This window comes from Saccharopolyspora sp. NPDC050389, from assembly GCF_040655595.1.
Lineage (GTDB): Bacteria > Actinomycetota > Actinomycetes > Mycobacteriales > Pseudonocardiaceae > Saccharopolyspora.
Window position 1 is genome coordinate 1 of record NZ_JBFAKG010000095.1, and the last position, 19,224, is coordinate 19,224.

The window sequence follows — 19,224 nt, forward strand, 5'->3', positions numbered from 1 at the left end:
GATGTCGGGGATCCCACAGCGAGAAGGCGACCGTAATTCCCGCAGGGGGGCCGCCACCCGCACCGCCACGCAGATCGAGTTTGGAAACAGCCTCTATAGCAGCCCAAAAGACTCACGGCCCCGTGCCTGCAGGTCGATCATCCGGCCCGCGACCGGCTGGCCGATCGCGGTGGCCAGGTACAGCGCCGAGATCAGCCAGGCCGTCTCCGAAGGCGGCGCGCCGAACGCGACCCCGATCGGCACCAGCGCCACCGAGACGATCGAGGAGTTGACCGGGTTCAGGATCGAACCGACGATCATCGGCGCGAGCAACTTGCGGTCGAAGCCCTCCGCGGAAGCCCTCCGACGGCGGATCACGCTTCGGTGAGCCTTTCCAGCAGCACCAACGCTTCCCGCACGGCCTGCCGCTCGCCCTCGGTGTAGCGGTCGTGCAGGGTGCGAGCCAGCCACTCGTCCCTCGCGCGCCGCTTGTCTTTGAGGAACGCGTGTCCGGTGTCGCTGACGGACACCAGCTGCCGGCGCCCGTCATCAGGATCCGCGCGGCGCTCGATCAGGCCGCGCTTGTCCAGCGCGCTTAGCGTCGCTGCGATCGACTGGTGCCGAACGCCTTCCGCCGCCGCCAGATCGCTCGTCGACGCCGGGCCGTGCTTGCCGAGCCTGCTCAGCACGGATGTCTGCGAAGGCGTCAGCCCTTCGGCGTCGTAGGTCTGCTTGAGCCGCCGTCGCAGGCGGCCCACCGTGGTCCGCAGTTCGCGCGCGGCGTGGATCGCCGATTCCGACACGGCGTCGCCCATGGCCATCACCCCTCAGGTTCTACAGTTGAAACTGTACAGTTCAGACTGCGCAATTTTCAACCGTGCGGAGATGACCTAGCGAAGGATCGGGGCGAGCACACGGGTGCTCCTCCTCGCCCGGCCGTCGAGGAGGAGCACCGTCATGCGGGACGGGAGCTATCCCGCCCACGTTGGATTTCCCACTTCAGAACCAGCTTTTCGACCGCAGTTCGTACCACTGGCGGCACCGCGAGTCCACGCGGCGGTACGCCAGCGCGAGCCGATGCCGATACCGGCGCGCGCCGACGACCAGGCCGGCCAGGACCCATGCCGCGGCCACAGCCCCCGCGACAGAAGTCCACACCGGCATTTCCCTCCGTTGGCTATCTCACCGAGATCCGTCGGCCGTGACCGGCTGTTTCGGCGCATCCGCCGGCCCGTGGTCCGCGCGCAACGCGAAGGCCGACAGGCAGCTGACGCCGACGAGCAGGAACGCGCCCGCGACGACCGACATCGGGACGAGGAGCTGGTAGGCGAAGCCGAGACCGCCGAGCACCGCGATGGCGATGGTCATGCCCACCTGCCTGCTGGTGTTCAGCAGGCCGGACGCGGCTCCGGAAATCTCGGGCGGGCACAGGTGCATGGCTTCGGCGCTGAGCAGGGAGGCCAGCAGACCCGACGGCAAGCCGATCAGCGCGGTGGCCGCCAGCGTCGCCGTCAGCGATCCGGTCACCGACAGCACGGCGACCGACGCACCGCCCACGCCGCCGATCAGCGTGGCAGCCAAGATGATCCGGCGCCGGACCGCGGGCGTGACCCGGCTCGCCAGCAGGTTCCCGCACAGCCACGCCACGCAGCACGGCAGCGCGGCGTAGCCCGCCTGCTCGGCGGTCAGCCCGTACTGCTGCTGCAGGAAGAGCGCCAGCACCAGCAGCGAACCGTAGGACCCGATCTGGTAGAGGCCACCGGAGAGGATGACCAGCAGGTACGGGCGGTGGGTGAACAGCGCGCGCGGCACCAGCGGCGTCGCGGCCTTCAGCTGGGTCAGCGCCAGCGCGCCCAGGGCCACGGCGAAACCGACCAGCGCGGCCACGACGATCGGGTTGGCGAACGACGAGTGCGAGCCCTCGATCAACGAACCGGCCAGGAACGTCAGGGCGAGGCAGAACAGCAGCTGCGGCACCACGGTGAAGCGCCGCTCGGGAACGGCCACCGGGTCGCGGAAACCGCGGATCAGCACCAGCGCGAACACGCACACCGGGATGTTGACCAGGAACAGCCACCGCCAGCCCACGAACTGGGTGATCAGGCCGCCGGCCAGCGGTGACGTCGCGATGGCCACGCCGCCGACCACGCCCCAACCGCCGATGGCGCGGGCGCGCCGGGTCAGGTCGGGGATGCCCTTGGTGAGGATGGACAGCGTCATCGGGAGCATGAAGCTCGCGCTGGCGCCCTGGAGCACGCGCGCAGCGATCAGCTGCCAGCCCGACATCGGCAGCGCGCACAGCAGGGAGGCGATCGCGAACATCGCCGTGGACACGCGGTACACGCGGGCGACGCCGAAGCGGTCACCGGCGACGCCAGCGGTCAGCAGGAACACGCACAGCGGAATCGTGTAGGCGTCCAGGAACCACTGCTGTTCGGCCGCCGATGCCTGCAGGGACGCGGTGATGCTGGGCAACGCCACGTTCACCGAGGACGCGTCGAAGGCGACGAGGAAGTTCCCGATGCTGACGGCCACCACACCGGCGGCCGTCAGCCGGGACGCATAACTGCTTTCGTTCATCAGGAGAGTTCAATCCGTTCCGGCCGCGCCGCTTCAGACGCCGACCACGGTGGCGCGGTCGGCGCGGTCGCGGATGACCTCCAGAGCGGTGGTCTGAACGTCGTTCAACCGCACCATGTCCGCGTAGAACGCCTTGATCTGCGCCGAGATCCGGTCGAACTCGACGCGCTTCTGCTGGTACAGCTCGTCCATCTGCTCGGCGAGCCGCACGTAGATCTCGTGGATCAGCTCGTCGTCCTTGAGCATCACCGGATCCGCGCCGGCCTCGGCGAGGATCTGCTTGATGTAGACCGGGAACAGACCGATCCGGTTGAGGAAGTAGTCCACCGGCCGGGACACGCCGAGGTAGTCCGGCACGTTCACGATTCCGGCGTTCTCGTTCTCCACCAGGAAACCGCTCACCGCCCGGTACGGATCCGGGGTAGCCAGGAAGACCTCCTCGGACAGCCGCGCGGCGGCGGAGAGCTTGTCGATGTCCAGCTCGCCTGCCTCGACGCCGATGTTGCGCTCGGCGAAGACGGTGGCGATCGACTCCAGCTCGGCAAGCCCGGCCCGGTTGCCGACGCCGGCGACGCCGCCCTCGATCATCTGGAAGCCGTGGAAGACCGAGACCAGCGAGTTCGCCGTGCCGATGCCGCGGTCGTTGTGCCCGTGCAGGTAGAAGTTGAAGTCCGGGTTGTCGTGCACCAGGTTGGCCGCCAGGATCGCGGTCGCGTCCGGGAGCAGGGTGCCGACGGAGTCGTTGATCCGGACCAGCGAGATCCCCTGCTGCCGGCAGCGTTCGATCTGGTCGTTGAGGTGGGCGTACTTGCCCTCGTCAACGGTGCCGGAGAAGGCGTTGAGCAGGCTGGACCGCAGCCGTCCCACGCCGATGGAGCGCAGCCGCTCGGCGACCCGTTCGAACAGCTTGTTCTCGCTGTCGATCTCGATCATGCCGATGCTGACGTACATCTCCTTGAGGTACTCGCGCGGAATGTTGCGCTCCAGCTCCTCGCACAGCGGTTCCCACGTCTTCAAGGTCAGGTTGAACGAGAATTCCGTCCGCTCCGGAATCCTGCCCATCAAGTACTTCGCGTCGAGCACGTTGCGCACGAACGCCGCCTCGGTGATCCCCGAACCGACGTCGATGTCGGTGACGCCTGCATTGGTGACAGCCTCGATCAACCGCAGCTTGCGCGAATCATCGGCGCCATATGGCGCACGCTCACCACCTTCGCGAAGCGTTTCATCCGAGATCGCCCGAATTGAAAAGTCGTTGTAACGCGGCTGATGTCCCTCCGGAAACGACAGCATGAAGCCGGTCCCTTTCAGGTGGTTGGAAGTAGGCGGTCACCGTTGACCGCAGGCGACATTACAGCGCGCCCGCACCTACCTCTAATTAAACTTTCTAATGGTCTGATCAGAACCGATTGTTCCGCGCCTGCCGCCCGAGGGCGGCCTGCAGCTCCACCGGCTCCGCGAGCCCGTGCCGGCCCGCCTCGGCGGCGAACTCGACGAACCGGCGGACCAGCGGGCTGCTGTCGCTGTTCAACCAGGCCAGGGAGATCTCACCGGTCGGCCGCCGGCCGGCGAAGGGGCGGCAGACGGCGCCGCCGGACGCGGCGTGTTCGGCCAGCGAGCGATCCAGCACCGCGACCCCGGAACCCGAGCAAACCGCGTCGATGACGTTGGCGTAATCGGGTTCGAAGGAGGTGATCTCGGGCACATCATCTCCCCAGATCTGTTCGACGACGCGGTCGTAGAACTCCGGGCCGCTTTCGCGCGACCACATCACGACCGGCTGCGACCGGAACTCCTCCCGCGTCACGCGGTCGCGGGCGGCCAGCGGCGAGCCGGCGGGCAGAACCGCCACGAGCTCTTCCTCCCCGATGATCCGGCAGTCGATGTCCGGGAGACCGGGAGGCGTGCGCAGGAAGGCCACGTCGGCCTTGCGCGAGCGGAGCTCGGCGACGTTGTGCGAGGCCCATCCCGCGATCGTCACCACGTCGACCTCGGGGTGTTCGCCGCGGAATTCCTCGACGAGCCGCCGCTGCCCCAGGTGGACGCCGGACCTGCTGTACAGCACGCGAATCCTGCCGGTGCTCCCGCGCGCCACCTCCCGGATCGTCCGGGCTATCCGCTCGGATCGCCGGAGTATGCACGTCGCCTCGCCCAGCAGGATCTTCCCGGGGTCGGTGAGGCGAACGCCCCGCCGGCTCCGGACGAACAGCTCCGCGCCGAGGAGGCGTTCCATGGATCGGATGCCCTGGGAGAGCGCCGACTGCGTGACGTACAGCCGCTCGGCGGCCCGGCCGAAATGCAGCTCGTCGGCCAGGGCGATGAAGTAGACCAGGTTCCGGGAAATCAGCGGGTTGGTTAACCTCTGCGTCTCATCCCATAACTCGGACATACTTCGGCACCTTTCCCAGAGCTGGCCGTGAAATAAACCCCAGCGGGAGAGATTACCGCACCGAGCCGCGGCTCCGAATATTGCGGCCGAGCCGCGACGGCGGCTAACCTAAATCCTCCGAACAGAGCATTCAGGACGACTGGACGGCGGCCATGAAACCGGCGATCAACCTAGTTCCGAAACGTTAGCCAATTTTACCGAACAGTGCCCGGATTCACACTTCTCAGGCAATCGAAATAGTCCGTTCGCCGACATTCCGCCGGCCCGTTGCGACATTCAGGTCAAACATCGGCTCAATTCGGTAAACCCGCTTGAGTTCGACGCCGGGCCGCGCTCGCGTTCATCTCGGGCCGGCGGAAACGGGCCACAGTGGACGAATGCCGTGGTTCAGCGCGCGTTGTCCGCGTCGCGCGTCGGCGCGGGACGCATCCGGAAGGCGACGATCAACGCGAGGACGACGACCACGGCCATCGCCAGGAAGGCGTCGGAATAGGCAGCTCCGTCATTACCGCCGTAGAAGGGATTGATGGCGCTGCTGCCGCTCTGCAACCTTGCCGTCACCAGCACGCCGAACAGGGCCGGACCGGTGCCGGCGCCGAGGAACTGGGCTCCCTGGAGGATTCCGAGGCCGACACCGACCTGATCGCCCGGCAGCGCGCTCGCCGCCGCGCTGATGATCGGCGTGATCACGAAGATGAAGCCGACGCTGAGCCCGAGGATCCCGACACCGGCGGGGATCACCGAGGCGCCTCCCGTGAAAGCCGAGAGGAACAGGGCGAACACCCCGATCACCACGAGGCCCGCCAGCACCAGTGGCCGGGTGCCGATGCGGTCGGCGAGGCGACCGATCAGCGGCGAGAGCACGGCGACGGCAACGCCGGCCGGGATCATGACCAGGGCTCCCGCCCCCGGGGCGAGACCGTTGACGTCGACCACCAGCAGCGGGACGAAAACGAGGCCGCCGAGGTTGACGACCATGGCCAGGAACGCGACGACGACCGCAGCCCGGTAGACCCGGTTGGTGAACAGCGCGGGCGGGACGAACGGCTGCGCGACGCGAACGGTGCGCCACCCGAACAGCGCGATCGCCACGACCGCTACCAAGAGGCTGCCCCAGGAAGACGGCGCGCCGAAGCCGGCGACCTGCGCCTGGGTGATGCCGAACAGGACCAGCCCGGCGCCGAGGCCCAGCAGGATGCCGCCGAGGAGGTCGAACCGGCCCGCGCCCGACGGGGGCTCGCCCGGAAGCACGCGCAGCGCCGGGGGAAGCAGCACCAGCGCGACCACGAGCATGAGCCAGAACAGCGCGGGCCAGCCGAGGAACTGGCCGATCCCGCCGCCGATGGCCGGGCCAGCGGCGGTGCCGATGCCCGCGGCCGCGGAGACGACGCCGATGCCCGTTCCTCGCTTGTCCTCCGGCATCAACCTGGTGACGGAGATGATCGCCAGCACGGGTATCGCGGCCGCGCCCACGCCCATCACTATTCGCCCGAGCACGAGCACGAGGAGTTCCGGGGCGAGCGCGCAGACCAGGCTCCCGACCGCGTACGTCACCAGGGCGAAGGCGAAGAGGCTCCGCAGGCTCACCCGGTCGGAGATGCGGCCGTAGAGGGGAATGCCGATCGCGAACATCAGCAGGAAACCGGTGACGACCCAGGCGAGTTCCGCTTCGGACGCCCCGAACTCCGCTCCGATCGACGGGAGCATGAGGTTGACCATGTCGCTGGCGGTGACCGTGACGAGGATCGCCGGCATGAGCACGGCCAGCAGGGCCGTTCCCGAGCCGGTTCGTTCCGGTTCGGTCGAGGTGGATGTCATTCGACGCACTCCTCCGCGGCATTTACTGCCACTGTCGTAGTTACAGTTAGGGCAAAAAGAATGACGGAGGGCCTCACCTCCGCCACTGCCCGGCTAGTGGTTCCGCAGCGCGACTTCGCGCTCGCAGTCCAGCACCTTCCGGGCCAGGTCGGCGATGGTCGTCCGGCCGAGCCGTTCCTCCATCGCCCGCTCCGCGTCCCGGAACTCCGCATCCAGCAGGGCCTGCATGTTGCGCCCCACCTCGCACTCGGCGCTGGGCGGATGGGCATGCCGGGACAGGATCGGCCCCGCCTCGACGGCGGTGTACGCGTCGTAGAGCGTGATTTCGCGTGCAGCGCGAGCCAGGGACCAGCCGCCACCGCGCCCCTCGGTGGACAGCACCAGGTCTGCATCCCGCAGGTTGCCGAGGATGCGCCGCACGAGAACCGCGTTGCTCGCCAGGCTTTCCGCGATCTCCGCGGAGGTCAGCGACCGGTCGTCCCAGCGCGCCAACATCGTGAGCGCGTGGATGGCGACCGCGCTCCTACTGCTGAGACCCACCGCAATCCCTTCGCGAACAGCACGGCACCCGCCGAACTGCAACAAAGCTAGTTGCAGTTCGATCACCTGTCAATTCCGCACCCGATCAGCCGGGATGCCTTGAACTCGCGCAGGCCCGGCCCGGATCGAATGATCCTGGGCCGGGCCTCGATTCACCTGCCGGTCAGCTCGACAGGCCGGCGAACATGCCGGGGTCGTAGGAACCTCCCCGCATGCGCGCGATCACGCCGAGCCGGTTAGCGGCGTTGATCATGGCGACCAACGAGACCAGCGCGGCGATCTCGTCCTCGTCGTAGTGCTTGCACACCTGGGCCCAGGTCTCGTCGGACACGCCGTGGTGGGCGTCGGCCAGCCGGGTGCCCTCCTCGGCGAGCGCCAGCGCGGCCCGCTCGGCCTCGGTGAACACAGTGGACTCGCGCCAGGCGGCGACCAGGTTGATCCGGACCGCGGTTTCACCGGCGGCCGCGGCCTCCTTGGTGTGGACGTCGACGCACCAGCCGCAGCCGTTGATCTGGCTGGCGCGCAGTGCCACCAACTCCTGGAGGGCCTTGGGCAGCGACGATTCCTGGATCGCCAGGCTGACGTTGTAGATCCGCTTGCCGACCTTGGCGCCGATCTTGTTGGCCATCAGGTTGATACGGGGTTCCATGGCTTCGTCCTCACTCGTGCAGCGGCGTGCCGCGCGGATCGTTCGCGCGGCGTCTTGACGAACATGGAGATGCCGGCGACTCGGCCCCTGTGACAGCGCGGCGATGTGATGCACGACACCGATCACGGGTGTCACAAAGTGGCCCGGACCGGCACCTTGTGCGTGTGGCAGCGTCGAGGACAACAGGCAGGAGCCGGCGATGAACGAGCGCAGCGAACGAACCGCGGACACCGCCGAGCCGCTCGCGCCCGGCGACCGGATGGGCACCGCCACCGAGGCGTTCGTCGCCCACCGCAACCTGCTGTTCACCGTCGCCTACGAGATGCTCGGTTCGGCCGCCGACGCCGAAGACGTCCTGCAGGAGACCTGGCTGCGGTGGGTGGACGTCGATCTCGAAACAGTGCGGGATCAGCGCGCCTTCCTGGTCCGGGTCACCACGCGCCAGGCGCTGGGCCGGCTGCGCACGCTCGGCCGCCGCAAGGAGTCCTACGTCGGCCCCTGGTTGCCCGAGCCGCTGCTCACCGCGCCCGACGTGGCCGAGGACATCGAACTGGCCGACAGCGTCTCGATGGCCATGCTGCTGGTGCTGGAGACGCTCGCGCCGACCGAGCGGGCGGTGTTCGTGCTGCGCGAGGTGTTCGATCTGGCCTACGACGAGATCGCCGAAGCCGTCGACAAGAGCCCGGCCGCGGTCCGCCAGATCGCGCACCGGGCTCGGGCACACGTCGCGGCGCGCCGCCCGCGCGGGGTCGTATCTCCGGCCGAGGCACATGACGCGCTCGACGCGTTCAAGCGGGCGGTCGAAACGGGCGATCTGCAACGCCTGCTCGACATCCTCGCGCCGGACGTCGTCCTCCTGACCGACGGCGGCGGAGTCGTGCAGGCCGCGCTGGCCCCCTTGGTGGGGGCCGGCACGGTGGCCGACGTGCTGGGCAAGATCGCCGCGGCGTCGCTGCAGCCGGCACAGGTCAACGGCCGCCCGGCGCTGCTTGTCCGGCTCAACGGCGACATCGACACCGTCCTGGCGGTGCGCATCGAAGACGGCCTCATCACCGGGCTCTACGCCGTGCGCAATCCCGAGAAGCTGGCGCACATGGAGCGGGAGACCGCCCTGCGCCGCTGAGCCCGGGCCCGAACGCGACCGCATCGCCGACCGGCGTTGTGCGGCAACGACTCAGCCGGCTTCGGCGTCCTCGTCGTCGAGGAGGAAGAAGTCGGTGAGGAAGCACGCCACGTCACCGCCGGCCGTGCGGCCGATCCAGGTCGGGTAGTGACCGTCGCCGTACCCGGTGCTGAACGCTACCAGGATCGGTTCGCCGTCCGGGCCTTCCGCCTCGTTCACGGCGGTGGGGCGATCACCCACGTCCATCCCGACGTCGATCGCCCACTCCGGGTCGTCCTCCAGCACGGACTGGATGATTCCGGCGTCCGTGAAGCAACCCGTGCCGCCGTCGACGGCGTAGCCGAAGAACTCGGCCTCGTCGAGTTCGGCGACGTCCTGTCCCTTCACCACCGCGAGCTCCCAGGCGACGACCGGCTCGTCGCGGATCACCAGCCGGGCGGCCGCCACCCGCTCGTCGATGACGCCGGCGCCCTCCGAATCCCGGTACTTCACGACGGCGAGCCCGACCGGATACTTCCCCGGCGGCACGGTCTGAGTGAAGGCGCAGTCTTCATCGGCGAGGCCGAGAAAACCTGGTTCGGCGGCCACGACGCGGCCGGTGGGCAACGACAGCCAGCCGCTGTCCAGCCGCACGGTGCGGCTTTCACCGTCCGAGGTGGGGAAAGCCGCGCCGGGAACGAACAGCTGGTCGTAATCGCTGGGCTGCAATGGCACGGTGAACGACACTCCCGAATGGACATCACGGGACGGGGTTGTCCCGCTGGAACGCCTGACACGGGAAGATACTCAGCGGCGGTGACACCGGCGTGCGGATCAACCGAGAAATTCCCCCGCGGGCAAGCTCGATGCCCGATCGACCGACACAGACGGCCGCATCACCTTCGCAGGCAAGGACTTTCGGGCATCGATGTGCGCCGGGATCACCCGGCAATACTCGCGGAGGCCGACGGAGGGCGGCCCGGATCCGATTAGAAACGAAGTGTCCTCAATGGATACGACGGACTGGACTTCAAGAATATGCGGAAGGCACTTTCGAGCGGGTCGCCCGTGCCGCGGGAACGATCGGCGCGCTCGGCGTGGCGCTCAGCCTGGCCTCCACCGGGATGGCGCAGGCCGCCACTCCCGGCAGCCTGACGATCTGCAACCACCACGATTCCTTCGTCACGGTGTCGTTCCCCGACCGCGGTGGCCTCCGCATCACGCCCGAGATGGGCGGAGACCCCTGCACCACGGCCCAGATCGGTGGCAACTCCAACGAGCAGATCGACGTGTTCGCCGGCGACCGCTACCTGGGTTTCGACCATCTACAACGACCAGCGGGGCACCGAAGTGCACGTGATCGCGGGGCCGAGCTGCTACACGGCCTGACGACGGTGACGAGGGGCCGCCCGAAGCGATCGGGCGGCCCTTCGTCGTTCGCTCGGCCAGTGGTGATCACCTCGGTCACCGTGGCATGGCCCCGGGCGGCGCCGGCCGCGAACAGGCGTCACGAGGATCGGCCAGCGCACACGGTCAGATGACGCCGGTTCGCACGCAGTAGGCCACCAATTGGGGCCGGTTGCGCAGGTTCAACCGGTTCGTCATCGCGTAGATGACGTTCTTCACCGTGCGCTCCGAATAGCAGAGCTTCTTGCCGATCTCCTCGGTGTCCCAGCCCTCCGCCAGCAGCCGCAGCACGTCGATCTCCCGAGCCGTGAAACCGGCGGAGTTCAGGCCGCGCGGTTCCAGGACCTCGCGATGCAGGTTCTCCACCTGCCGCAGCAGTTCGCCCAGCAGGTTGGTCGGAAGCACGCCACCTCCCTCTGCCGCCACGCGGATCGCGTCGAGCAGCAGCTCGCCCGTGGCCGCGCCGCGGTGCAGCACCGCGACCACGCGGCACTCGACCACGCGCAGCAGCACTGCACGTTCCAGTTGCCTGACCACCAGCACCGCGGGCGCGGCCGATTCGGCGGCCGCCTTGCTCAGGCTGGCCAGGACATCCGGGGTCACGCGGTCCGCGGCGAAGACGAGCACGTCTACATCGGCCGGGAACGCGTCCGTCGCGACGAACACGTCCGCCGTGCCCAGGAGCATCTCGGCCAACCCGGTCAAGGTGATGGGATCTGACGCCCACACCGCGACGCGAGCCTGCTTACGCGGCTCGGGCACAGCCGAGTTCACCGAGTGCATCGCCGATCCAGCCTTGGTAATCATCGTGCCTTCCTCCGACCTGCGTTCGAGCATGCTGTTCGGCGCGACGCCCGTCCCCCGTTGCGCCCCAGCGTCGTCGGGACAACGCGCCGACCACATGATTCGACTGTCCAGCGCCGGGACGAGAAATCGCGGCCGCGGCGCAAGATCGCGGGAATACCCTCACTGGGAACGCGCCCGGTCCGACCTGCGCGAAAGACTCCGCGACCTCGCCTGAAAGGCCGGCCGCCAACGCACGAGCCAAACCATTCCGTCCCCCTTTCGCTGACGTCTACAACACGCCGCGGACGCACTCAGCGGTCCTTGACAGTGACGTGGATCACAATTCGACGAGGAGAGAACCGGAGCGGATCACCGGCGCGACTCACCGACCAGATCCTGCCGGACCCTCCGGCAGCACAACGGAAACCGCAACGTCCTCATAGGACGACGACGTTGCGGGATGCCGCCGTGCTCGACAAGAAGAGATCAATCGCCGGAGTCGGGCTGATCGCCGCGGCCGGCGCAACCGCGACTGGAGCATTCGCCGTGAGCAACCCGGAAACCAACACCGAATCCCTCCCGCCCAAGGGAACCAGGGCGCAGGTGCAGGTATCGCCCAATCCCGCATGGCGCGGCCAGGAAGTCACCATCACCGGCAACTGCGGTGGTGGCACGAATCTCAAGAGGATCCTCAGCGGCTTCGGCCCCGACAAGCCCGTGCTGGAGGACATCCGCATCGTCGCCGACGACCCCGAAGGATTCGTCGCCAAGGCACGGCTGACCGAAACCGTCGGCAACGGCGTCGGCCCGGTTTTCGTCGACTGCGGCGGAGAAGTCGGAGTCACCCTCCTGGTCACCCACGCCTGATACAACCGGAAACCCACGCGCGACGCCGCGAGCGATCAAAACCGCTCACGGCGTCGGCCGCGCTTCACGACAGCGGCCCGGATCAGTCGTCGCCGGGCACCTTGCGGTTCGCGTCAGTGTCGTGAGGTGCGGAGGTGGATCCGTTCGCCCTGCTTTCCGAAGAGGCTGAGCACTTCGACGCTGCCGCGTCCGGCGGCGCCGAACCAGTGCGGGATCCGGCAGTCGAACTCGGCCGCCTCGCCGGCTCCCATGACGAAGTCGTGGTCGCCCAGCTTCACGCGGAGTTGTCCGCGGAGCACGTACAGCCATTCGTAGCCCGTGTGGGTCCGCAGGTGGGGCTCTTCGTCGTGCGCGGGGATGGTCATCTTGTACGCGCGCGGTTCTCCCTGATGCCGCGACAACGGGATCAGCACGCGGCCACCCGTCTTGGTGGGCTGCTGCGGCACGCGCGGATCGAGTATCCGTGGCGCGGCGACGATCTCGTCCAGAGGGATGCCGAGCGCCGCGGTGATCGGCAGGAGGAGCTCGAGGCTCGGCTTGCGCTGAGCCGATTCCAGGCGCGACAGCGTGCTGGTCGAGATGCCGGTGGCCCGCGCGAGGCCGGCCAGGCTGACGCCCTTCTTCTCGCGGGCGCGCCGCAGCCGAGGAGCGATCTGCTCGATCACGGCGCCGATGCTCGGTTGGTCGTCCATGGGATGCAGTCAACCGAATCCGTCCCGGAATCGGCAACGTCGTTTGCTGATTCCGGCAGGCCGTCCCGATCCTCTCGGTGGAGGTGGTCCGAATGGACACAACGATGGATTCGACGAGGGAGACGCGGCGCAGCCGCTCCGACAGGTTGCCGGCCGGCGTGTACCTGCTGGGCTTCAGCCTGTTCGCGATGGGAAGCGCGGAGTTCCTGCTGGCCGGCGTGCTGCCTGCGGTCGCCACCGATCTGAACGTCACGCTCTCCTCGGCCGGGCTCCTGATCACCGCGTTCGCGCTGGGTGTCGTGATCGGCGGGCCGCCGTTCGCCGTGCTCAGCCTGCGCTGGCCCCGCCGCACCGCGCTGGTCGCCACCCAGGGCGTCTTCGCGGCCAGCATCGTCGCCGGACTGCTCGGCGACTACGAGGTCTTGCTGCTCACCAGAGCGATTTCGGGCATCGCCTACGCGGGATTCTTCGCGGTCGCGTCGGTGACCGCGATCGGCCTGGTGACGCCGGACCGGAACGCGCGCGCCTCCGGAGTGGTGGTCAGCGGCCTCAGCGTGGCAATGGTCGCCGGCGGCCCCGCAGGCACGCTGCTCAGCCACTTCACCGAATGGCGCGGCGGTTTCTGGGCCGTGGTGGCCCTCACCATCGCCGGGATGGTCGGCTGCCTGCTCGGTCTCCCCGGCTCCTCGGGCGCCGAGCGGGCCGCCGCGCCGAGCGTATCGCGGGAGCTCGCCACGATGCGGAAGCCGATGCTCTGGGGCATCTACGCGATCACGATCCTGACCACCGCGGCGTACATGATCACGTTCAACTACCTGGCCGCCATGCTCGCCGACATCACCGGCGTCCCCGAGGTCTGGATCCCGGCCGTCCTCGCGCTCTTCGGGATCGGCGCCTTCGCCGGGCTGTCCGTCGGCGGCCGCGTCTCCGATCGGCGCCCTCACCTCGCGCTGCTCACCGGCGCATCGGCGATCGTGATCCTTTCTGCCGCAATGGTTTTCGCGATCCAGCAGATCTGGGCGGTGGTACCGGCGGTGTTCCTGATGGGCATCGCCGCGTTCGTGCTGAACCCCGCCGTCTACGGACGCGTCTTCGCGATCGCGGCCGATGCGCCGACCCTCGCCGGTGCCACCACCGTGTCGGCGTTCCAGCTGGGCATCAGCATCACGCCGGTCCTGGCGGCCGCCTCGCTCGCGCAAGGGGCCGCTCTCACCTCGGTGTGCTTGATCGGCGCGGCCCTCGCCCTGGCCGCCATCCCGCTCATCCTCCTCGACCGGGCGCGAAAAACCCGCTGAACGCAACGCATGGCGGCCGGCACGACGTCAGCCGCCATGCCTTCACCTAGGCCGCGCGTGCGAGCACCTGGCCGATCGTGCGCGCCCCGTCGGGGAAGGCGCCGGGGTTCGGGCCCGCGTAGTTGAGGCGGATGTACTGCCCCGTCGGTTCCGCCGGGAACCACTCGCTGCCCGCGCCGATGATGACGCCCGCCGACTTGCATTCCTGGATGACCCGGCCGAGATCGACGGCGTCCGGCAGTCGCGCCCACAGGTTCAGTCCGCCCTGCGGCACGGCTTCCAGAGCCACGCCGGGCGCGTGCTCGCGGAGGCTTTCGACGAGCAGGTCCCGGCGGGTTTTCAGCTCGTGGCGGAGCCGGCGCAGGTGGGTCCGCCAGGCGGGTTGCGTGACGACGTCGAGCGCGACCGCCTGCAGAACACCGCTGACGTAGATGGATTCCGCCTGCGCATCCGCGAGGATCCGCTTGCGCGCCGGGCCGCGCGCGATCAGCCCGGCGACGCGGACCGCCGGGGAGACGCTCTTGCTCAGCGAGCGGATGTAGACGACGTGCCCGCCGTCGTCCTGCGCGGCGACCGGGCGCGGGTCGGCCGTCATGCCGAAGTCGTGCGCCGCGTCGTCCTCGATGAGGAACGCGCCGTGCTGCCGCACCGTGTCCAGGACCCGACCTGCCAGCTCCGGCGACCACAGCGCCCCGGTCGGGCTGGCAAAGCTGGGCTGGGCGTAGAAGGCGCGCGCTCCCGACTGCTCGAACGCGCGCGACACCGCATCCGGATCGGGGCCGTTGAAGCCGCTGGGTACCGGGATGACCTCCACGCCGACCTGGGCGGCGGCCAGGATCGCGCCCCAGTAGGTCGGCGACTCCATGAGCAGCGGCCGCCCGGCCCCGACGAGAGCGCGGAACGCGGTGCTCAGCCCGCCCTGGCTGCCCGGGATGACCACGACGTCGCTCGGCGCTACCGGGGTCGTTCCGGCCGGGGTCGCCGACTCCAGCTCGGCCGCGAACCACGACTGCAGTTCCGGCAGGCCCGCCGTCGGCGGCCTGTCGACCAGCGCGTCGGTGCGGGCCACGCGGGTGAACGCCGCGCGGACCAGGCGTTCCGGCAGCAGTGCGCGCTCGGGATAGCCCGAATGCAGCGCGACCGCGTCGTTCGGGGCCGACTGCAAAGCCGTTGGCAGCTCCGGGATCCGGTGGTTCGGCGACCCGAGCGCCGCCGTCTGCCACCCGAAATCGTTCGGGCGGGCGGCGCGGACGAACGTGCCCACGCCTGGGCGGCTCTCCACCACGCCCTGCGCGGCCAGACTGCGCAGCGCCTTCTGCACGGTGACCGGACTCGCTCCGTGTTGGGCGACCAAGGAACGCGTCGACGGCAGCTTCGCCCCCGGCGGAGCCGCGGCGATCCATTGCCTCAGGGTCGCAGCGATCCTCGCCGGGCTGCTATCGTCGGACATGAAGAACAACGATAGCGCTACTCTCACAGCGACGCCAGTGCTATCCCCGTCGAGCACCGGCCTCTGGTGGGGTCTGCTCGGGGTCGCGGCGTTCTCCTTCACCGTCCCGTTCACCCGCGTCGCCGTCGAAAGCGGCGGGATGTCGCCGCTGTTCATCGGCTCCGCCCGCGCGGTCGTCGCCGCACTGCTCGCGGCCGCCGCGCTGGCGATCACGAAGCAGCGGCTGCCACGCGGCATCCAGTGGGGCCGCTTGGCGGTCGTCGCCGGCGGCGTGGTCGTGGGCTTCCCCGTGCTGACTTCCTTCGCCCTCACCACCGCGCCGGCGAGCCACGGCGCCGTCGTGATCGCCGTCCTGCCCGCCGCGACCGCGGTGATGGCCGTGATCCGCGGCCACGAACGGCCCCCGATGTCGTTCTGGGTCATGGCGGCAGTGGGCGCCGTCGCCGCCGTCGCGTTCGCCGCGTTGCAGGGCGGCGGGCTCAGCGGATTGCACTGGTCCGATCTGCTCCTGTTCGGCGCCGTCGTCGCGGCCGCGATCGGCTACGCGGAAGGCGGGCTCCTCGCCCGCGAGCTCGGCGCCTGGCAGACCGTGTCCTGGGCGCTGGTGCTCTCCGCGCCGCTGATGATCGCCCTCACCGGCATCTCGATGGCCGGGCAGACCCCGAGCGGCACCGCGACCGAATGGGCCGCGTTCGCCCACCTGGCCGTGGTGAGCATGTTCCTCGGCTTCTTCGCCTGGTACCGCGGACTGGCGATCGGCCCGATGGCGCAGGTCAGCCAGGTCCAGCTCGCGCAGCCGGCGATGACCATCTGCTGGGCCGCGCTGTTCCTGCGCGAACAGCTCACCTGGCCCACGGTCCTCGGCGGCGTAGCCGTGATCGCCTGCGCCGGGATCGCCGTCCGCGCCCGGCTCGGGCAGACCGCGAGCAAGGACTAACAGATCGTTTCAAAATGATGTTCGTAGTTGGCGGTAGCAGATCAGGGCGCATCCGCGTTGGAGGAGTCCGAGGTGGATGTCGGCTCGTCGTTCGTAGCGCGTGCGGAGTCGTTTGAACTGGCGCAGCCGGGCAAACGTGCGCTCGACGACCCATCTGATCGTGCCGAGGCCGGAGCCGTGATCGGTGTTCTTGCGAGCGATGCGCGGGACGATCCCTCGATCACGCAATGCTTTCCGGTGGTAGTCGTAGTCGTATCCACGATCGCCGCAGAGCCAGCGCGGCCGCTGCCATGGCCGGCCGCGTTTGCCCCGGATCGTGAGCAGGGCTTCGACAAGTGGGATCAGCTGGGTGCTGTCATGACGGTTTCCACCGGTGATCGTGACCGCCAGCGGGATGCCACCACCTTCGGTGATCACATGGTGCTTCGTACCGGGTCGAGCCCGATCGACGGGTGAGGGGCCCGCCGCCCCCCTTTCAGCGCTCGCACATGCGAACCATCCACCACCACGGTATCCAGATCGAGCCGGTCCAAGGCCCGCAGCTGGTCCAGAAGCAACTCGTGCACCGCTTCGAAAACCCCGGCCTCGGTCCAGTCCCGCAACCTCCGCCAACAGGTCGCCCCGGAGCATCCGGCGACCTCGCGCGGCAGCCCCCGCCAGGTGATCCCGGTCTTGAGCACGAACACGACCCCGGCCAGCGCCGCCCGGCCCTCGGTCGGCAACCGCCCCGGATACCGATCGCGGCGCGGCGGACGCGGCGACAACAACGGCTCCACCCGCTCCCACAAGCCCTCTGGCACCAACTCCTCGATCACCCAAGCAGCACGCCAAAAGATGATCAACCACCGACATCAGACACACCGATCATTCTGAAACGAGTTGCAATCCAGCACTCGTCGTGCGGCCGCGACTACACCCTCTTCTGCGATGAGCCCCAAAAAGGCTCGGCTTTGGCGACTGAGCAGCAGTAGCTCAGCATTGCGTTCACCGGGTTATCGGCATTTCGATTGGCGGTAAATTGGGGAGCTTCCGGCCGCGGCCGCCGGTGCCGGGCCGCGAACGCCTTCGCGGCTACGGGTCCTGGACTACCCGCTGATCAGGTAGCCGGAGCCGCGCACGGTGTGGATCAGCGGCGGGTCGCCGAGCTTGCGCCGCAGCCGGCCTATCACCACGTCCAGCACGTTCGACGCCGGATCCGCCGCCTCGTCCCACGCACAGTTGATCAACTCCGGGCGGGACAGCGGCGTGCCGGGCGAGGTCATCAGCCGTTCCAGGACCAGGAACTCCTTGCGGGTCAAGGTGAGCAGCACGCCGGCCCGGCGCACCTGGTGGTTGCCGCCGTCCAGCTCGACGTCCGCGCAGCGCAGCACCGCCGGTCGTCCGGCTGTGGTGCGCCGGCACAGGCCGCGCACCCTGGCGACCAGCTCCGCCATCGCGAAGGGCTTCACCAGGTAGTCGTCGCCGAGGCGCAGACCGTCGATCCGGTCGGCCAAGCTGTCCCGTGCGGTCAGGAAGAGCACCGGCACCGGCCAGCCGTCCGCGCGCCTGCCGCGCACGTAGTGCAGCGCGTCCCCGGCCGGCAGCATCCGGTCGAAAACCACGCAGTCGTAGGAGTTCACGTACAGCGCCTCGTCGGCGGCGGGCAGGTCGGCCGCGACGTCCACCGCGAAACCGGCGCCGCGCAGAGCCCCGTCGAGCGCCACCCGCAAGTTGTCGTCGTCCTCGGTAACCAACACCCGCACAGGTGCACGCTAGCGCGCGGTCGCCGCCCGCATGCCGGCAATGACGAGACCGCGACGAATCTCGACGGTTCGCCAGGCCGCGATCCGGATCAGCCCGCCTTGTCCATCAGCCAGCCCCGGTCGGCCGCCTTGACCCCGGCCTGGAACCTGCTGCGCGCGCCGAGCCGGTTCATGATGTCGGCGACCATCCGCCGGACGGTGCGGACCGAGATGCCCAGCCGGGCCGCCGCCGACTCGTCGGTGCTGCCCGAGCAGAGCAGGGTCAGCAGGTCGCGCTCCCGGCTCGTGAGCACGGACACGTCACCGGAATCCGGCAGATCAGCCGGGGTGAGCGGCACCGCGGACTGCCAGATCCGCTCGAACAGGCCCACGGTCGCGGTGACCACGCTGGGCAGCTGGAAGAACGCCGCCCCCGCGGTGCTTCCGGCGTTCGAGCGGTCCGCGGGCAGGACCGCGGACGCCCGGTCGACCACCATCGCCTCCATCGGGATCTCGGCATCGGTCCGGACTTCCGCCCCGGCGAGCGCCAGGCCGGTCAGCGCGCCGGAAAGCCGCGCCGCGTCGGGCGCCAGCACCCGGTACCGCACTCCGCGCCGCAGGTTCGCGCCCGACCGGCGCAACGCACCGATCGGCCAGGACTGCGTGCCGACGTCCATGATCAGCACCTCGCGGACGGCCGAGGCCAGGAACGTGTCCATCCTGGCGCGGCCCGTCGCCGGACCGCTTCCCCCGACCAGGCTGAGCCGACCGGCTGGCTGGGCTTTCATGACGGGCACCTCCGTTTGAGCGGTGAAATCGGACTGCGCGGCCGCGTTCCGCTGCTCCCCCGAGCAGGGCTTCCCGGCGCGCCGCAAGGAGTTCCAGCTCCGGCTCGCGGCCGGTTCATGCCAGATCCGGCCGATCGGCTGACCTGCGCCCGCCCACGGGTTAGCGTTCAGAGGCGCGACGTGCTTCGCGTCCCCCGGCTCGAGGAAGGCGTTCCGCGCGGTGT

At 69.2% G+C, this 19,224-nt stretch carries 19 protein-coding genes and 2 pseudogenes; 5 read left to right on the forward strand and 16 right to left on the reverse strand.

The genetic code is table 11. From position 1 onward, the window contains the following. Positions 1 to 129 precede the first annotated feature (129 nt). From AB0I53_RS40095 to AB0I53_RS40135, 9 genes and pseudogenes are all read right to left on the reverse strand, one after another. Positions 130 to 300 (reverse strand): annotated as a pseudogene (locus tag AB0I53_RS40095) (MFS transporter); the annotation flags it as partial. A 53-nt stretch (positions 301 to 353) separates the two neighbouring features. Continuing rightward, positions 354 to 794 (reverse strand): MarR family transcriptional regulator, encoded by a 441-nt coding sequence (locus AB0I53_RS40100; protein WP_358614286.1) that lies wholly within the window; start codon positions 792 to 794, stop codon positions 354 to 356. A gap of 184 nt (positions 795 to 978) precedes the next feature. Further along, the gene (locus tag AB0I53_RS40105; RefSeq protein WP_358614287.1) at positions 979 to 1,137 is read right to left on the reverse strand and encodes a hypothetical protein; all 159 of its coding nucleotides are present in this window, start codon (positions 1,135 to 1,137) and stop codon (positions 979 to 981) included. Between the two features lie 24 nt (positions 1,138 to 1,161). Next, positions 1,162 to 2,559, reverse strand: coding sequence for an MFS transporter (locus AB0I53_RS40110; RefSeq protein ID WP_358614288.1), 1,398 nt, complete (start codon positions 2,557 to 2,559; stop codon positions 1,162 to 1,164). 33 nt (positions 2,560 to 2,592) lie between these two features. Next, complete coding sequence (locus tag AB0I53_RS40115) at positions 2,593 to 3,723, reverse strand: hypothetical protein (RefSeq protein ID WP_358614289.1); 1,131 nt, start codon at positions 3,721 to 3,723, stop codon at positions 2,593 to 2,595. Positions 3,724 to 3,958: 235 nt separating this feature from the next. Further along, positions 3,959 to 4,948, reverse strand: a complete 990-nt coding sequence (locus AB0I53_RS40120; protein WP_358614290.1) for a LysR family transcriptional regulator — start codon at positions 4,946 to 4,948, stop codon at positions 3,959 to 3,961. Positions 4,949 to 5,335: 387 nt separating this feature from the next. Next, the gene (locus tag AB0I53_RS40125; protein WP_358614291.1) at positions 5,336 to 6,766 is read right to left on the reverse strand and encodes an MFS transporter; all 1,431 of its coding nucleotides are present in this window, start codon (positions 6,764 to 6,766) and stop codon (positions 5,336 to 5,338) included. 93 nt (positions 6,767 to 6,859) lie between these two features. Beyond that, positions 6,860 to 7,306 carry an Rrf2 family transcriptional regulator gene (locus AB0I53_RS40130; RefSeq protein ID WP_358614292.1) on the reverse strand — a complete coding sequence of 149 codons (447 nt, stop codon included), beginning with the start codon at positions 7,304 to 7,306 and terminating at the stop codon, positions 6,860 to 6,862. A gap of 163 nt (positions 7,307 to 7,469) precedes the next feature. Then, complete coding sequence (locus AB0I53_RS40135) at positions 7,470 to 7,955, reverse strand: carboxymuconolactone decarboxylase family protein (RefSeq protein WP_358614293.1); 486 nt, start codon at positions 7,953 to 7,955, stop codon at positions 7,470 to 7,472. Between the two features lie 259 nt (positions 7,956 to 8,214). Here AB0I53_RS40135 and AB0I53_RS40140 point away from each other — a divergent pair, with 259 nt between their 5' ends. Beyond that, positions 8,215 to 9,078: an RNA polymerase sigma-70 factor gene (locus AB0I53_RS40140; RefSeq protein WP_358614324.1), complete on the forward strand. Its 864-nt coding sequence runs from the start codon at positions 8,215 to 8,217 to the stop codon at positions 9,076 to 9,078. Positions 9,079 to 9,129: 51 nt separating this feature from the next. Here the strand turns inward: AB0I53_RS40140 and AB0I53_RS40145 are convergent, their stop codons facing one another. After that, positions 9,130 to 9,792, reverse strand: a complete 663-nt coding sequence (locus AB0I53_RS40145; RefSeq protein ID WP_358614294.1) for a DUF4241 domain-containing protein — start codon at positions 9,790 to 9,792, stop codon at positions 9,130 to 9,132. 362 nt (positions 9,793 to 10,154) lie between these two features. Between AB0I53_RS40145 and AB0I53_RS40150 the strand changes: the two genes are divergently transcribed. Then, on the forward strand, positions 10,155 to 10,598 hold the full coding sequence (locus tag AB0I53_RS40150) for a hypothetical protein (protein ID WP_358614295.1): 444 nt from the start codon (positions 10,155 to 10,157) through the stop codon (positions 10,596 to 10,598). On the opposite strand, the gene AB0I53_RS40155 is transcribed toward AB0I53_RS40150, so the two are convergent. After that, positions 10,591 to 11,271, reverse strand: coding sequence for a response regulator transcription factor (locus AB0I53_RS40155; protein WP_358614296.1), 681 nt, complete (start codon positions 11,269 to 11,271; stop codon positions 10,591 to 10,593). The two genes, AB0I53_RS40150 and AB0I53_RS40155, sit on opposite strands and share 8 nt — an antisense overlap. A 432-nt stretch (positions 11,272 to 11,703) precedes the next feature. On the opposite strand from AB0I53_RS40155, the gene AB0I53_RS40160 reads away from it, so the two are divergent. Beyond that, on the forward strand, positions 11,704 to 12,117 hold the full coding sequence (locus AB0I53_RS40160; RefSeq protein WP_358614297.1) for a hypothetical protein: 414 nt from the start codon (positions 11,704 to 11,706) through the stop codon (positions 12,115 to 12,117). A 113-nt stretch (positions 12,118 to 12,230) separates the two neighbouring features. Here AB0I53_RS40160 and AB0I53_RS40165 read toward each other — a convergent pair whose 3' ends face one another. Next, positions 12,231 to 12,809: an XRE family transcriptional regulator gene (locus AB0I53_RS40165; protein ID WP_358614298.1), complete on the reverse strand. Its 579-nt coding sequence runs from the start codon at positions 12,807 to 12,809 to the stop codon at positions 12,231 to 12,233. 92 nt (positions 12,810 to 12,901) lie between these two features. On the opposite strand from AB0I53_RS40165, the gene AB0I53_RS40170 reads away from it, so the two are divergent. Continuing rightward, positions 12,902 to 14,104 (forward strand): MFS transporter, encoded by a 1,203-nt coding sequence (locus AB0I53_RS40170; RefSeq protein WP_358614299.1) that lies wholly within the window; start codon positions 12,902 to 12,904, stop codon positions 14,102 to 14,104. A 46-nt stretch (positions 14,105 to 14,150) separates the two neighbouring features. On the opposite strand, the gene AB0I53_RS40175 is transcribed toward AB0I53_RS40170, so the two are convergent. Beyond that, a complete protein-coding gene (locus AB0I53_RS40175; RefSeq protein ID WP_358614300.1) occupies positions 14,151 to 15,554 on the reverse strand; it encodes a PLP-dependent aminotransferase family protein in 1,404 nt (467 codons plus the stop codon). 37 nt (positions 15,555 to 15,591) lie between these two features. Between AB0I53_RS40175 and AB0I53_RS40180 the strand changes: the two genes are divergently transcribed. Continuing rightward, a complete protein-coding gene (locus AB0I53_RS40180) occupies positions 15,592 to 16,491 on the forward strand; it encodes a DMT family transporter (protein WP_358614301.1) in 900 nt (299 codons plus the stop codon). Positions 16,492 to 16,500: 9 nt separating this feature from the next. On the opposite strand, the pseudogene AB0I53_RS40185 reads toward AB0I53_RS40180, so the two are convergent. The 3 genes and pseudogenes from AB0I53_RS40185 to AB0I53_RS40195 form a co-directional block, all read right to left on the reverse strand. Continuing rightward, a pseudogene (locus AB0I53_RS40185) lies at positions 16,501 to 17,306 on the reverse strand (IS5 family transposase). Positions 17,307 to 17,576: 270 nt separating this feature from the next. Continuing rightward, a complete protein-coding gene (locus AB0I53_RS40190; RefSeq protein WP_358614302.1) occupies positions 17,577 to 18,233 on the reverse strand; it encodes a response regulator transcription factor in 657 nt (218 codons plus the stop codon). An 89-nt stretch (positions 18,234 to 18,322) separates the two neighbouring features. Then, positions 18,323 to 19,000, reverse strand: a complete 678-nt coding sequence (locus AB0I53_RS40195) for a helix-turn-helix transcriptional regulator (protein WP_358614303.1) — start codon at positions 18,998 to 19,000, stop codon at positions 18,323 to 18,325. Positions 19,001 to 19,224: the final 224 nt, after the last annotated feature.